Below are 15649 nucleotides of genomic sequence, written 5' to 3' on the forward strand. Positions count from 1 at the left end.
TTTCTATGAAAAAAATAATATTTACAGGATTGATGATCATGTCACTAGCAGCCTTGATTGTCGGCTGCTCTTCAAACGAAAAAGGAAGCGGAGAAGCGAGTGAAGGTAAAACAATTACATTTGGTGTGACGCCATGGACAAGTACGGTTCCTCCAACGAAAATCGCCGTGCTTATTTTAGAAGACATGGGGTATACGGTAAAAGAAACGAAATCTGATGTCGGCGGCGTTTTCATGGGACTATCGCGTGGTGATGTGGATGTGTTCATGGACGCATGGCTTCCTATGCACCAAGTTCATCTGGACAAATTCGAAGGCAGTGTAGAAGATACAGCTGTCAGTTACCCAGAGGCGAAGACAGGCTGGGTCGTTCCAACCTACATGAAAGATGTCAATAAAATTTCCGACTTAAAAGGAAAAGAAGACGAATTTAATAACGAAATATTAGGTATTGAAGAGGGTGCGAGTGCCACAAAAGAATCGGACGAAATCATCAAAGCGTATGATTTGGACATGAAACAGGTCAACTCATCAGAAGGTGGTATGATCGCAGAAGCTACTCGGCTTATGGCACAAGAAAAACCGGTTGTGTTCTACGGTTGGCGTCCTCATACGATGTTCAATAAGTATGATTTGAAAGTACTGGAAGATGATAAAGGATTCTTCGGAACATCTTCTGTGCACGTCATTACGAATAAAGATCTTAAAGAAAAGGCACCGGAAGCGTATGAATTCCTAAGCAACTGGAACATCTCGATCGATGAAGTAGAAAAAATGATTGTAGAGATAGAAGAGAACGGGAAAGACCCAGAGAAGGTCGCCCGTGAGTGGATCGAGAATAACCCGGATAAAGTGAAAAAAATGAAAGGTGAATAGTGGATCTTAACGGGAAAGCAGCGTCTGGCATCAGTCAGACGCTGTTTTCTTTCGTTTGTATAATAGAAATATAATTTGGAGATTTGTGCTGCCTTAAATAAGGGGCAGCTTTTATTATGTTTAGTGCATCATTTTTCTATTGACTAAACGTTCATTTAAAAGAAAAATAATGTTAAAAGAGTGGTAGAAGAAAACGCAAAACAGTTCGGGATACAATGTGAGGTCTTTGAAAAGATGGGAGTGTAGATTGCAGACCTTAGTGACATAAATAAGATTTGCAAGGAGGTTATGATTTGAAAAAACAAGTAATGTTTATTCACAGCGCAGGACCCCAGAAAGGGAAGCAAGGAAGTAGTCAACTGATCGGTTACTTACAAAAATCGCTTCGTTCGGATTACCATTTTTCCTCCCCTGAAATGCCAGATCCAGAAAACCCGAGATATGATCCATGGAAGAACGAACTGCAAGCGAAACTTTCTGATTTAAAGGGTTCCTCGGTTATTCTGATCGGTCATTCATTAGGTGGCTCTGTCCTCCTGAAGTACCTGTCAGAAGAATATTTTAATTTATCCATCTCTGGTTTGATTGTGATTGGATCACCATACTGGGGCCTGGATGATTGGCGATATAAAGAATTTGAACTCTCCGAAAATTTTGCTGCAAGACTACCTCAAATCTCACAAATCTATCTTTATCATAGCCGCAATGATGAAATTGTACCTTTTTCACATTTTGAGCACTATGCCTATAAGCTTCCAAACGCGAAGAAAAGGATCTTCGAGAACTACGGGCATTTATTCCAAGATGATCTGCCCGAACTTATTCATGATATTGAAGCAGTGAGTCGTTAAACAGAAATTTTTACATGGGAGAAGGTATCGGGTTTTGTCCGCAAAGGATGATAGGCTCTATACCTTCTTTTTTTAACAGAAGAAATCCGAGTATATTCCTGTTACAAATCCGAAAACCCATCGTATCTATCCTTACCTCAAATCCATCAATCGGATTAAAACGCAGAATAAACCTTAACTTTGTATAGTGTTACTTCAAGAACCCTAACTATAGGGTTCTTTTCTTAAACCTTTTTTAATCCAATGCTGATGGTACAATGACCAGCCAGCCGACGTCTATTGAGATGTCAGGGGAGAATACAATTCGTAGCTTATCCTTTTTCCTTCGTCCCAAAAGAAAGAGTCTTATCTGTATCCAGTTTTCAGGAAAAGCGTTGAAGTGATACAGGATTAGGTGATGACTTGTAGAATATCATATTGTGACTAGGCTTCTTGCTTAATAGTTGTTGATCTTCATCTTAGTAAGGAGGACATATCATGAAATATTATGGCAACTCCATGAAAAAGTTGGAGGTCATGCGTTTAGATTTGAGCGTGTCTTTCCCTACGCGGTAGAAGTGGTGTTTCAGGTCATTAAAATGTAAAGAGGAGCAAGTATTGATGATATTTTCAATTATTCAATTAATGATCATGCAATTGATTTTACCTGTCGTGTTTATTATTTCCCTTTGGAAAGGGTCTTTTCATAGTAAGCTCGATTGGATGGTCCAGATGATTTTCAGTGTGTTTTTTATATCCTGGATATTCTTTTCATCACCATGGGATTGGTTCAGCTACTACTTGCGGTTCATATGGCCGATATTGCTGTTGTTTGCGATATATATGTCATGGAAAAAAGCACGGTCCTTGCCGACTCGTATCAAATATGATTCGAAACAAAAATGGTCCCTCGGCATCTACGGGGTACTCTTAGTGGTCTTCGGTATGTATAATGTGCTGGTGTTCAGTGGATATTCAACCGATGAACAAGCGATTGAATTGGATTTTCCGTTAAAAAATGGGGTTTATTATATCGGTCAGGGCGGTAACCATGTACAGATCAATTACCACAATGAATATCCTCCACAACGATACGCACTGGACATTGTCGAGCTTAATCCATTTGGAGCAAGGGCTTCTGGAATATATCCGAAACAACTCGATAAGTACGATGTTTTCGGAGATGAGTTGTATAGTCCGTGTTCCGGAGAAGTGCTTGAAGCTCGTGACCATCTGCCTGATCTGATACCTCCGGAAGCAGATTCAGAAAGACCAGAAGGGAATTTTGTCAATCTAAAATGTGAAGGGAAGGACGCAAACGTTTATATTGCTCATATGCAAGAGGGAAGTGTGGAAGTGGAAGCTGGGGATTTTGTGGAAAAAGGAGAACATATTGGTCTTGTCGGAAATTCCGGTAATACAAGTGAACCCCATTTACATATACATGCTGAAAAGGATGGCGAAGGTGTACCTATTCATTTCAATGGAAGGTTCCTTGTTAGAAACAGCCTGGTTTGGTAGGAGTTTTACGAAACCAGATTGAAAATTAATTAAAGGAGACGATCTTATTTCGGTGTCGCTTGCGACATTTTTTCGTTATACAATTGAAAAAGAATGCGAAGGGAGAGAGATGAAGATGGTGAAGCATAAGAAAGCTTCTATTGCGGTCGCCCTTGTTATTCTTATTGTGCTGATCGGTGCTTTTGTTCATTACCAAAGAAACCAACAACAAGAAGCTTTCGAATCCTTTATAAAAGATTATGCTTCCCTAAATGGTGAGGCTGCTAAAGCCGTTGCAGACTATCGAAGAACGCTTGAGTCTGGAAATGCCGAAGCCGCATATGATGAAGCTGACAATGCCTATGCCTTCGTCACCGAAGCGATTTCAGCCCTATGGGAGTTGGAAGTTCCACCTGATCTTCCAAAAGGTGTACGAGCAGAACTTGAGTCTGCATTAACAAACATAAAAGAATCGCATCGTTTAAGGAAACTCGAAATGGAGACTGCAAAAAAACTCATCGAAAAACATGGAGACCCCTTTGATGAGAAGGAGTTGAAAACACTGGAACAATCTGCTGATCGACATGCGTCGGAAGCGGTTGATTCGATTCTCTCAGCTGGTAAACGTCTCCATCTTCCTTCAGAGGAAATAGAGCGATTGTTGTTAAAAACACATCGATGATCCGATGTGTTTTTTGCGTTTCAACTGGTCCTGTCCACTACCCATCCTTCTTCAACAATCCTCCCTTTTCTTGAATAACGGTCAGAAATGATTCATATCTATACTTAGACATCTATTTCTAGCTGCTTTTATAAAAGAAATCAATAGGAGGGAGGTCAAGTTAGTTGAAAAAAGTTAAAGTTGGTTTACAGCCTCTTGTAAGTAACATAAATTTACCCACTGTTTTGAAGACCACTATACTTCCAGGTGACTCAATTGAAAGATTATTTATTGCAACCCAGATAGGAGAGATCTTTTACATAGGAAACGGCGTCATCAGACCTTTTTTAGATATTCGCCCGCGTATCATAAAACTAGGCGTTTCTAGTGGTGGATATGATGAACGGGGATTGTTGGGGCTGGCGTTTCAACCCAACTTTTATCAGAACGGTCTGTTTTACCTTCATTATTCAGTAGCTGGAACACAAGGTCCAGGTGCTCCCTCTAAAAGTTTTAATCCTGACCCTTGTGATCCTGAAACTTTAAACCTAAGATGGGTGAATAGAGAAACGCAATATGATCATCTTGATACAGTAGAGGAATGGCTCTTACAATCGAGTGGTCACCCTCAAAAACGACGGACATTACTTAATTTAAGAAGACCATTTTCCAATCATAATGGTTTCAATAGTTTGAACTTTTCTCCTGAAACAGGAAAACTTGTCTTAACCACCGGTGATGGAGGAGCAGGCTATGATCCATTTAACTTAAGCCAGGACAATCTAGAAATCGCTGGTAAAATAATTGAAATTGATGTAAGCAAGAATACAAACATCAATAGTCCGCCTATCGTCACACGTTTTAATGAACTTCCGACACCTATTCAGGAAACGCTCACAGTAACGGCTAAAGGGGTCCGCAATATACCAGGCATTTCATATCAAAGGTTTTATAATCAGTATATTAAATATGCTGGAAATGTCGGACAGGATCTGGTCGAGTCGATCTATTCATTCGTCCAATATAAACCGATACCGGTTACCCAGCTTATTGAAGCTTCTTTCATGAATTCTGAACTTGACCAAGAAGGATTCATCAACTTTGGCTGGCGAGGGTGGGAAGGTGCTTTTCCAACTCCGGTTATGAGAGGGTGCACCAAAGATCCGGATTTGGATGAGAAAACAATTGCTTTTTACGATGAAGCAGTGACTCTTTCAGGGAGCCGGCTTCAGCCTTTGACCAGTTATTTTCATAAAGATGACAGGCCAGATAAGTTTGCAGGAACTGCACTTACAGGAGTACAGCCCTATATGGGGAATGGAATCCCCGATTTAACAGGAAGGGTCGTGTTTACCGATCTTGCCCGGAAGGAAACCCAGCCACAGGTTAGAGGGGCTTTAGCTTATACCAGCGTGAGACCTGATGGTAGACAGAATGATTTTAGTCTGATTCAAACCGATTATGATTTTGGGTCTCAATCAGCCTATTTTGTCGGGTTGGGAACGAATCTGAATCAAACCAGATTATATTTAGGGGTTTATGGCTCTATGAAAGTGACAGATTTTAACCAGGGTACTGTTTTTGAAATCGTTCCATAAAACATTTTCTTGGTAATCTTTTACATGGATTTAATTGAATCAATATTGAACCCGAGGGAACAACCAGATTCCATCGGGTTTATTTAATTAAGGCTTCCAGTCAACAAAACCGTTCTTTTTACGGGAATCACTTGATTAATGTCCGGAGTAGTCGGTCTGTATTTGGAGGATCACTAAATGATAATCACTTTCAACCTATTAAAAATGATCAAAGCAATTTCAACCCATAACCAGCTATAAAGGAAAGAAAATATAAAGATCATTCCAGACGTAAGAAATGAAAAGGAATCAGATACCGCAGGACCTAAAATTGGAAAGTGAAAAATGAATAGTAGACTCATGATACCAGTCATCAAAAGAATTGTACCGGTAGAAATAATACTCAATCTCCTCTTAAAAAAGTGAAAAGATGTACCTATGCCCAACCCTAACAATCCAGTTGTAAAAGGAAATATGAATAACTCAGTTGGCTGTAGGACGAATAACAACATGATTGTAAGAAAATAGGACATCACTCCAAACGGAATGGAAAACATCGAATATAACAGAATAGGTGCAGTGGCAAGCGGACTTATGAAATATCCTACACCTGGTAAAAATCCTCCGGCAGCCTGTAGAATAGCAGCAATACAGGAAAAAATAGCCCCCAATATGAGCATCCTCGTTTTTTTATATCTATTGAATATGAATTGAGATGAACGGACCTCATCAGAAACAGGTTTTAAAAAACACACATTTCCACCTCGTTCTAAATGGTTTACGTTATCACATTCTATTAACCCTTTATTGGAGATAGAACTACCATAATAATCTAAACGTCAATATCCTTTTAAATGGAAAATAAGCAAAAACATGGAAGACGTTGATAGACTTTAAAGCTATTAATTGACTTTAGCAAAATAGCTGATTTTCCTATTGATTTTTTAATAGATTTATACGTTTGCCCCTTTCAAATACTAGAATCTCTCATATATATGATACGAAAGGTTTTGATTTATATTATATCCTTTTTGAAAGGAGGAACATTATTTGAGTCGACAAGACCTTGAAAGACTATGTCAGGAATACGCTAGGATTCTTGAAGGAGAAGGAAGTTTAGATGAAAACGGTGTTTGTTTGGTACAAAAATTCCGTGATCTTCGATTTACCATTCTTGGACGTCCCACTCAATCCCCACTAGTCCTTCCACAATTCTTTACCTTTGAAGGTGTTGATAGTAGAGGCAATGCATTGAATCTAGGAGAAACAGTTCTCTTACAAGAAGAAGTAAACCCCCTCTTAACAGAACTTCGACAAAGAGATCTCATTGTTACTGCAATTCATAACCATTGGTTGTTTGAAGAACCTAGAGCAATGTATATGCATTTCGAATCAGTAGAGCCACCACTACAATTCGCAAGAAAAGTGAGAGAAGCATTTAGAGTTTTAAACAACAACAGCCGTAAGAAAAAAAAGAAACGTAATTCTGGTTTCGATGATTGGTTCTGGTAAAAGATTAAGTCAATGGATGTATTTTAAATTTGTTTAATAGCAAATTTTTTTAAAAATGAATGGCGTACTCAATGATCCATTAGTACGCCAATTATTTCTTATCCCTCAAAAGCCCTCTTAACTGGAATAAAGAAGGATATCTTTTTCTTATGAAATTTGAAAAATGAGTTAGGACCACTAAGGGCGGACAGTCTGCGAAAACGTGTATCTCGTAAATAAAGAAAACATAGCTGGATCTTTTATATATCTTGAGGACGCTGAAAAAGGGCGTGCTTTTTTTATTTTCACACAATCATCGAGGATTCTGAGACTACAACATTGATAGTCGTGCAGATTTCCTACTCCAGGTTGCTCGTTTTCCGCAGGCGAGGCTGTCCAAAAACTTTGAGGACAGCCTCTTTTCTTTTTATTAAAATACCTTATACCCTTGATGCGCAAAAGTGTAAAAAGTAACCTTTGGCCGGATTGATGCTCCAACCCGCCGGAATAAGTCCCAAAGCCGCCGGATTCCGATGAAAAGTGGCCGGATTATGCGCTCATTCCGCCGGATTACCCATGAAAGTGGCCGGATTAACTTCTGAACCGGCCGGAACAAATTGAAATTGTTGCCCAACATCTAAGTTTTATGAAAGAAATCCATCCACGAGCGAGTGTTCCCAAAAGTTTTTTATTAAAAAGGATTGTATCTAAGCGGTATTAATAGTAATATACTATTAAATTAAATAGTATGACATAAATATAAATTTATAGATTATTAGTATAACCTAAAATCCAGCACTACAAGTCAAAATAAGAGGGAGCTCATATGTGAAAAACAAGGAAATCGTTTATGTCGTTTCTGATTCGGTCGGCGAAACAGCTGAACTGATGGTAAAAGCCGTTGCAGCACAATTTAACGGTGGAGAAGTTGAAATCAAACATATTTCTTATGTAGAGGATGTAAAAGATCTTAATAATGTCATTACTGCTGCGAAGTATAGTAATTCCATCATCGCCTATACACTGGTGGTGCCTTCTTTAAAGCAATATCTTGATGATGGGGCAAGGGAAGAGGGAATCATTGCGATTGATTTGATGAATCCGCTGATGGAAGCATTCAGTCAAAAATTCAGGAAAGAACCAGTTCGGCAGCCAAAACTAATAAGGCAAATGGATGAAAACTATTTTCGTAGAGTTGAAGCAGTTGAGTTCGCAGTCAAAAATGATGATGGGCAAGATGTTAGAGGGCTCAGCCGTGCAGATATCGTATTGATTGGTGTTTCCAGAACATCAAAGACACCACTTTCCATGTATCTGGCCCACAAAAGATTCAAGGTGGCGAATGTACCGTTAGTACCGGAAATCACGCCTCCTGATGAACTTTTTGATATTCCTAAAAATAAATGTGTGGGTTTAGTCATAACACCTGATAAATTGAATGAAATACGAAAGGAACGATTGAAGAATCTAGGATTAACAGCCCAGGCGAATTATGCGAATCTGAATCGGATCCTTGAAGAATTGGATTATGCTGAAAAGATCATGAAACGGATTGGGTGTCCGATTATCAATGTCTCAAATAAAGCAGTAGAGGAAACAGCTGACTTGATATTAGCGATGTTAAAAAAGAGAGGGGTAATATTCCATGACTAAATTCGTTTATATGTTCGATGAGGGGAGTATCGAACAAAAGGAACTTTTAGGAGGCAAAGGTGCCAACCTGGCAGAAATGACCCGGATCGGTTTGCCTGTTCCTTACGGGTTCACGATTTCGACAGAGGTTTGTAATTTGTATTACGAGGCAGGAAAATCCATCCCTGAAGAAATCGAGTCTCAGATTTCAAAAGCGCTTCAAACCCTTGAAGAAGAAACAGGAAAATGTCTTGGAGATCCCTCCAATCCGTTGCTTGTGTCTGTCCGTTCGGGTGCCGTACATTCGATGCCAGGAATGATGGATACAGTATTGAACCTTGGGATGAATGATCAAACAGTAGAGGGGCTGGCAAACCTTACGAAAAACGCTCGTTTTGCATATGACTCTTACCGTAGGTTCATTCAGATGTTCAGTGATGTGGTGTTGAAAGTTGATGGTTTTTATTTTGAACAATTTTTAGAAGAATATCGGATTGAAAAAGGTTACCAAACAGACCCTGAAATGTCTGCAGATGATTGGAAAGAAGTGATCAAGGGATACAAAAAGCTTGTTGAAAAGCATGCTGGAAGGACTTTTCCTGAGAATCCGAAGGAACAATTATCCTTATCGATCCGTGCCGTATTTGATTCATGGAATAACCAACGGGCGATTGTATACCGTCGCCTTCAGAAAATCCCAGGTCATTTCGGGACAGCTGTAAATATCCAAAGCATGGTATTCGGAAATATGGGTAATGATTCGGGTACGGGAGTCGCGTTTACCCGGAATCCATCGACTGGAGAGGCAAAACTTTACGGTGAATATTTGATCAATGCCCAGGGAGAGGATGTTGTTGCTGGGATCCGTACCCCGCAGCCCATTGCTACTCTCCATGAGAAAATGCCTGACGTTTATGAGCAGTTTGTTGAAACAAGCCACCTTCTTGAAAAGCATTATCAAGACATGCAGGACATCGAGTTTACAGTAGAACGAGGAAAACTGTTCATTCTCCAGACAAGGACAGGTAAACGAACAGCTCAAGCTGCTCTGCGAATCGCGGTTGAACTCGTAAAGGAACAAATCATCAGTAAGCAGGAAGCCATTTTACGTGTCGATCCAGATCAGCTTGATCAGCTTCTCCATCGCCGTATTGATGAATCATACGTACGGAATCCGTTAGCCAAAGGTCTACCCGCATCACCTGGGGCCGCAACAGGGCAGGTCGAATTTGATGCGGATGAAGCTGAACGATTGGCGAAAGAGGGCAAAAAAGTCATTCTTGTACGTCCAGAAACAACACCGGATGATATTCATGGAATCGTTTCTTCCCAGGCGACAGTCACGAGCCGTGGAGGAATGACAAGTCATGCAGCGGTGGTTGCAAGAGGGATGGGGAAAGCTTGTATATGTGGATGTGATGCATTGCGTATTGATTTAAAATCAAAGCAATTCCAGGTGGGAGATACGATTGTCAACCGAGGAGATCGGATTACGATCGATGGTTCGACGGGGGAAATTTTCCTAGGTGAAATTCCAATGATCGACCCACAGCTTTCAGATGAGTTTCAATTGTTGCTTGATTGGGCAGATCAGGAAAGGACACTAGGTGTAAGAACAAATGCTGATAATCCTGCCGATGCCAGGAAGGCTCTCGAATTTGGCGCAGGTGGAATCGGATTGTGCCGTACAGAACATATGTTTATGGATATGAAGCGGATCCCGATTGTCCAGGAGATGATCCTTGCTGAAACATATGAGGAGCGTGAAGTTGCCCTTAGCAAGCTTTTACCTATGCAACAGGAGGATTTTGAAGGAATCTTTGAAGTCATGCAGGGTCATCCTGTAACGATCCGTTTATTAGACCCTCCTCTTCATGAGTTCTTACCGGATAAGGAAGAATTGTTAGTTGAAATAACCAAACTACAGCTGACAGATCCAAACGCTAAGGAGTTACATGAAAAAGAGCATCTGTTAAGAAAAGTACGGCAGTTGGATGAATTCAACCCAATGTTAGGACACCGTGGCTGCCGATTGGGTATGATCTACCCTGAAATTTACCTCATGCAGACCAAAGCCATTTTTTATGCGATTGCGAAGGTGATGGAAAAAGGCATAGACGTAAAACCTGAAATCATGATTCCTTTGGTCGGACATGTAAATGAGTTGAAAGAAATGCGACAATTAGTGATCGATGCCGGGTTACAGGTTGAAGAAGAAACCGGACAGAAATTCGATTATCTCATTGGTACGATGATCGAAGTGCCGCGTGCAGCCTTGACAGCTGACCAAATTGCTCAAGAAGCGGACTTTTTCTCGTTTGGAACGAATGATTTAACCCAAACAACATTCGGATACAGTCGTGATGATGCAGAGGGTAAATTCCTTCAAGCGTATATCGAAAATGAGGTTTTATCAGAAAACCCTTTTACATCACTAGATCAGGAAGGTGTCGGAAAGCTTGTCGAAACTGGCGTAAAGCTTGGCAGGAGCACAAAACCAGGATTGAAAACAGGGATTTGCGGCGAGCATGGTGGAGAAAAATCATCGATACAGTTCTCCCATGATGTAGGGTTGGATTACGTAAGCTGTTCACCATACCGTGTACCACTTGCCCGGCTGGCGGCAGCTCAAGCTAAAATCAAACACGAACAAAAACAATACGAACCTCAAACACAACGATAAAAATCAGTGGACTATACGCTACTGTCTTCACTTACAAAGACTCGCCGATCGGCGGGTCTTCTTTTACTTAATAAAAGATGTAAAAAACGTGTGGCTTATGGCTTTAATTTTGAATGAATTAAACGTTGACAAAAGCAACGTTTTTAAGTATAAATAAACTAAATAATCAGAAAATGGTGAATAATTTGTGTAATGAAGAGATCAGGAAGTTCAATCGTTTTTATACCCGTGTATTGGGTCTTGTTAATCAATACTCTGAAACAAGTTTGTTTTCTTTACTAGAATCCCAGATCTTATATGAAATCTATGCTAGAGATGTTTGTATCCAAAATGAGCTGTGTGAGTACTTTTCAATAGACAAAGGATACATGAGCAGAATCCTCAATAAATTCAGTGCTCAAGAGTTGATTGTGAAAAGACCATATGAACTGGATAAGCGTAAAATCCAATTGGTCATTACTGAGAAAGGAGAAGAACAAACAAAAACTCTGATTGATTCTTCTAATTTTTATGTAAATAGAATGATCAAGGATATTCCTGCATCAGAACTCAACAAGTTGATTGCCTCCATGAAAACGATAGAAGAGATATTGAATAAACAAGTAGATATCCAATAAAGGAGGAGAAAAATTTGAGTAATGTCTACATTGTTGTTGTCGTCCTTTATTTATTATTGATGATTGGCATGGGAATTTATTATGCGAAACGGGAAGTGAGGACAAGTGAAGATTTCATGGTGGCCGGAAGACGCCTTCCAAGAATTGTTCTGATTGGTACTCTATTAGCTACATGGGTCGGTTCTGGAACTGTTGTGGGAGGGGCCAGCTTTATCTATCAATATGGTCCCTTTGCCTCGATCATCTATTTTGCAGGTGCTCCGATCGGTATATTCATTCTCTATTTCATAGCTGATAAGGCACGTTCCTTGAGTAAATATACCATTCCAGAAATGTTGGAAATCAAATTTGGAAAGAATACGAGGACGATCTCTGCGTTATTCATCTTATTAGCGTATGTCGGAATCACTTCTTATCAATTCATCGGCGGAGGTTACGTTCTTAGTCTCACTACAGGGATGTCTGTTGAATTAGGTACGTTGATAACGGCAGCTGTCGTCATCTTTCTCGCTACGACAGGTGGAATGTTTTCTGTAGCCTATACTGACTTTCTGAGCTCATTCCTCATTGTCCTTGGTTTTATCATTGGCATTCCATTCGCTTTATCAGCTGCTGGCGGGTTTGAAGGATTAACGGCTGGATTGGCGGACCATCAATTAGCCTGGGATGGCGGATTGACCTTTCCTCAATTACTGGGCTTTTTCTTACCAACTTTTCTTCTGATCCTTGGCGACCAGAATATGTACCAACGTTTTTCATCCGCAAAATCTCCCGAAGTCGCCAAGAAATCTACCATCGGATTCCTGGCTGGAGATCTATTGATCATGGGGCTTGCGATTTTGCTTGCAACTTGTTCGATCGTACTCTTCCCGAATATTCCTCCAGATACAGCTATTCTAGAACTTGCAGCGAGTGGACTGCCAATCGGAATAGGCTCTCTAATTCTAGCTGCATCAGTTGCATTCATCATCACTACTGGAAACTCCTACTTGTTATCTTCAGCAGGCAACTTAGTTTACGACTTGATTCAGGGACTGAAAAAGAAAAAAATCGATGAAAGTAAGATTCTTGGTCTTAATCGTTATATCGTGATCCTCCTTGGGATTTTTGCCTATAGTCTCGGGCAATTCTTCCCATCTGTGTTGGCTATTCAGATGTACTCCTACACGATGTATGGTGCTGCAATCACCCCGACGATTCTGGCTAGTTTCCTCTGGAAAAGAGCGACAACTGCTGGTGTTTTGTCATCGATCATGATCGGTGGAGTTGCAACGATCTTCTGGGAAATCGGTCTTCAGAAACCGATGGACTGGAACAGCGTACTGTTTTCATTACCTCTGTCCTTACTCGCGTTGATCATAGTGAGTTTACTGACAACGCCCAAAAAGCTTGACGTACAACCGGTAGCAACGATCAATAAATAAAATTGGAGGGTATCAAGGATGAATATCAAAAAGCATATAGAGGTTTTTCGAAGTTATCTGAAAGAAAATGATCTGACTGCTGCAGTTGTCATGTTGCCGGATCACCAGTATTACTTGACTGGATTCAGGGCTTTAATTTACTCACGGCCCATTTATCTAGTTGTTGATGCAGAAAAAAGTACGTTGATCGTTCCTGGTCTAGAAGAGCTTCATGCGCTCCAGAAAGCAGAAGTGGATCACGTCGAAGTGTATTACGAACATCCTGAAGAGATGAACACCAATCAGATGAAGGTGGTAAAAGAAGTTTTGACCCACTATCCCCATGGCACCAGGGTGGGATTAGACCTGGGAAGTGCACCAGCCAGTCTCTATCAATTCCTTTCAGACCTCGATTTTTCCATATCCGATGTAGGAGAACAACTGGTACGAATGCGCTATATAAAAGATGAAGAAGAGATCGAGATGATGAAAAAAGCGGGTGAATTAGTCAACCTGGGTGTGAAAACTTCCATTGAAGCTTGTATGGAAGGGACAAGTGAATTGGAAATCGATTCAAAAGGGAATTTGGAGATCTATAAAAAAGCATCGAATGCCTATCAAGAGGCGATATTGGACCTCGTCGTCATGTCACCTTCTGGTAAAGTGAGAACGACGTTACCGCATGTTTTTTCCAATACAAGGCGTTTCGAAAAGGGAGATGTCATCATCCACAGTCGTCAGGTAGCCCTGAATGGATATCGGGCTGAGTTAGAAAGGACCATCTTTGTCGGAGAACCTGATCAAGAACAAAAGAAGATTTTTGAAGTGGCGACAGAAGCCCAATTGAAAGCATTGGAATTCATTCGCCCAGGGGTGAAGGCGTCAGATGTGGATAAAGTAGCAAGGGATGTCATCAAAAAAGCCGACTTGGAGAAATATGCAGTCCATCGAACAGGACATGGTTTAGGGATATCGGCACATGAAGAACCTTATGTCCGATTTGATAATGATCTGATACTGGAAGAAGGCATGGTCTTTTGTATCGAACCAGGAATATATGTTCCAGGCATTGGTGGATTCAGGCACTCTGATACAGTAGTCATCAGAGAACATGGGGTGGAGTTGATCACGGAGTATCCCAAAACACTCAATCAATTGATCCTTCAATAATTCAAATATCAGATATGTAGCCTCTTTATCGTTATCGATATTTTGTAATAATCATGTTTGGCATCCGCTTAACCAAATCCTAGAAATGGAGCTGTCCTTATGACGTCCGCTGTCGAGAGTATAATTGGGGATACCTGTTTAATTTGCAATTATCTTGCGGTAATGAAATTAAATATCAAATATAAAGGAAATATCTTCTTGACAGTCGAATATTAGCCTAGAACCATATTTAACTATTCCGATGAGGAGGATTCTTGTGCGTTCACGACCATTATTTATTGAAAATCCAGAGCATGATAGGTATGTTAGTCTTGTGCCTGATGGAGATATTGAAGAAATACTTAGTAAGCAACGAACTAAGACCATTACCCTCTTAAGCAGTGTATCAGAAGAGTCAGCAAGTAAGGCGTACGCACCAGGGAAATGGACTTTAAAAGAAGTGATTGGGCATATGACCGACTCGGAACGTGTGATGTCGTATCGAATGCTTGCCATTGCACGAAATGAAAGTGCACCACTCCCAGCAATGGATCAGGATCAATACGTTTCTGCGGCAAACTTCAACAAATTATCCTGGGAGCAGTTACTAGCTGGTTTAGACACGGTACGCTCCAACACGTTAAGCCTTATTTCAACCATTGATGACGCAGCGTGGGTTCGTAATGGAACTGTAATGAACAGCCCAGTTTCGATAGGTACCATTGCATATGGCATTGCCGGGCACGAGTTACATCATATGAAAGTGATTAGTGATAAATACTTATAAGTCAATTTCTATTAATGAAAAAACCTAATTTCTCATTTAATGCTGAAAAATTAGGTTTTTTAATATTGAAACTTCCTTAACGTTATAAATCTGCATTTCCCTGACGCTAGGTGGCATTTGGAATAGGGTTAATATTATTTAGTCCCATATTATTATGGTCAATATCATTTGGTAAGTGGATGACAGTGATAATACAAGGGATGTTATGGGTTATTGCTTTTGCATTTTTTTATAAGTGCCGCCGATAAAAGACATTCACGTATAGGCAAAAAAAATTGAAGTTTTACTTATTAAATAAAAGGGGGCTATTCTTCAAGTGAACTGTACCCTTAAAAATAGACAGTTTAATAAAAGGACCTAAGCAGCTAAGAGGTGACCCCGGAATTGTTCTGGGGTCATTCTTTTTAATCCCCATTGATACCTAAAGGAATTGTAGTATTCCAC

Annotated in this window: 13 protein-coding genes; 12 read left to right on the forward strand and 1 reads right to left on the reverse strand. The window is 40.3% G+C overall.

What is annotated here, in order from left to right; translation table 11 throughout:
• The first annotated feature begins 5 nt into the window (after positions 1 to 5).
• The 12 genes from N8M93_RS20360 (at position 6) to N8M93_RS20415 (ending at position 15205) form a co-directional block, all read left to right on the forward strand.
• Positions 6 to 875: a glycine betaine ABC transporter substrate-binding protein gene (locus tag N8M93_RS20360; protein WP_261134481.1), complete on the forward strand. Its 870-nt coding sequence runs from the start codon at positions 6 to 8 to the stop codon at positions 873 to 875.
• Between the two features lie 293 nt (positions 876 to 1168).
• Complete coding sequence (locus N8M93_RS20365) at positions 1169 to 1726, forward strand: alpha/beta hydrolase (RefSeq protein ID WP_261134483.1); 558 nt, start codon at positions 1169 to 1171, stop codon at positions 1724 to 1726.
• Between the two features lie 600 nt (positions 1727 to 2326).
• A complete protein-coding gene (locus N8M93_RS20370; protein WP_261134484.1) occupies positions 2327 to 3226 on the forward strand; it encodes a M23 family metallopeptidase in 900 nt (299 codons plus the stop codon).
• Between the two features lie 115 nt (positions 3227 to 3341).
• Positions 3342 to 3887: a hypothetical protein gene (locus tag N8M93_RS20375; RefSeq protein WP_261134485.1), complete on the forward strand. Its 546-nt coding sequence runs from the start codon at positions 3342 to 3344 to the stop codon at positions 3885 to 3887.
• 164 nt (positions 3888 to 4051) lie between these two features.
• A complete protein-coding gene (locus tag N8M93_RS20380) occupies positions 4052 to 5464 on the forward strand; it encodes a sorbosone dehydrogenase family protein (RefSeq protein ID WP_261134486.1) in 1413 nt (470 codons plus the stop codon).
• A 1029-nt stretch (positions 5465 to 6493) separates the two neighbouring features.
• Positions 6494 to 6955, forward strand: coding sequence for a DUF1259 domain-containing protein (locus N8M93_RS20385; protein ID WP_261134487.1), 462 nt, complete (start codon positions 6494 to 6496; stop codon positions 6953 to 6955).
• Between the two features lie 807 nt (positions 6956 to 7762).
• A complete protein-coding gene (locus N8M93_RS20390; RefSeq protein ID WP_261134488.1) occupies positions 7763 to 8587 on the forward strand; it encodes a pyruvate, water dikinase regulatory protein in 825 nt (274 codons plus the stop codon).
• Complete coding sequence (gene ppdK, locus N8M93_RS20395) at positions 8580 to 11249, forward strand: pyruvate, phosphate dikinase (RefSeq protein ID WP_261134489.1); 2670 nt, start codon at positions 8580 to 8582, stop codon at positions 11247 to 11249. Before N8M93_RS20390 ends, ppdK begins: the two co-directional genes overlap by 8 nt.
• 185 nt (positions 11250 to 11434) lie before the next feature.
• Positions 11435 to 11866, forward strand: coding sequence for a MarR family winged helix-turn-helix transcriptional regulator (locus tag N8M93_RS20400; RefSeq protein ID WP_261134490.1), 432 nt, complete (start codon positions 11435 to 11437; stop codon positions 11864 to 11866).
• Between the two features lie 14 nt (positions 11867 to 11880).
• Complete coding sequence (locus N8M93_RS20405; protein WP_261134491.1) at positions 11881 to 13290, forward strand: sodium:solute symporter; 1410 nt, start codon at positions 11881 to 11883, stop codon at positions 13288 to 13290.
• A gap of 18 nt (positions 13291 to 13308) precedes the next feature.
• Positions 13309 to 14439 (forward strand): Xaa-Pro peptidase family protein, encoded by a 1131-nt coding sequence (locus tag N8M93_RS20410; protein WP_261134492.1) that lies wholly within the window; start codon positions 13309 to 13311, stop codon positions 14437 to 14439.
• A 256-nt stretch (positions 14440 to 14695) separates the two neighbouring features.
• Positions 14696 to 15205, forward strand: a complete 510-nt coding sequence (locus N8M93_RS20415; RefSeq protein ID WP_261134494.1) for a DinB family protein — start codon at positions 14696 to 14698, stop codon at positions 15203 to 15205.
• A gap of 357 nt (positions 15206 to 15562) precedes the next feature.
• On the opposite strand, the gene N8M93_RS22940 is transcribed toward N8M93_RS20415, so the two are convergent.
• Positions 15563 to 15649 (reverse strand): IS3 family transposase, encoded by an 87-nt coding sequence (locus N8M93_RS22940; protein ID WP_396125556.1) that lies wholly within the window; start codon positions 15647 to 15649, stop codon positions 15563 to 15565.

The sequence above is a fragment of the Bacillus sp. Marseille-Q3570 genome, assembly GCF_946151055.1.
In the GTDB taxonomy this organism is placed as follows: domain Bacteria; phylum Bacillota; class Bacilli; order Bacillales; family Fictibacillaceae; genus Pseudalkalibacillus.

Excerpts from the sequence above, each read along its gene's own strand:
- N8M93_RS20360 (WP_261134481.1), top strand. The coding sequence starts at position 6 with ATGAAAAAAATAATATTTACAGGATTGATGATCATGTCACTAGCAGCC.
- N8M93_RS20370 (WP_261134484.1), top strand. The coding sequence starts at position 2,327 with ATGATATTTTCAATTATTCAATTAATGATCATGCAATTGATTTTACCT.
- N8M93_RS20375 (WP_261134485.1), top strand. The coding sequence starts at position 3,342 with ATGGTGAAGCATAAGAAAGCTTCTATTGCGGTCGCCCTTGTTATTCTT.
- ppdK (WP_261134489.1), top strand. The coding sequence starts at position 8,580 with ATGACTAAATTCGTTTATATGTTCGATGAGGGGAGTATCGAACAAAAG.
- N8M93_RS20410 (WP_261134492.1), top strand. The coding sequence starts at position 13,309 with ATGAATATCAAAAAGCATATAGAGGTTTTTCGAAGTTATCTGAAAGAA.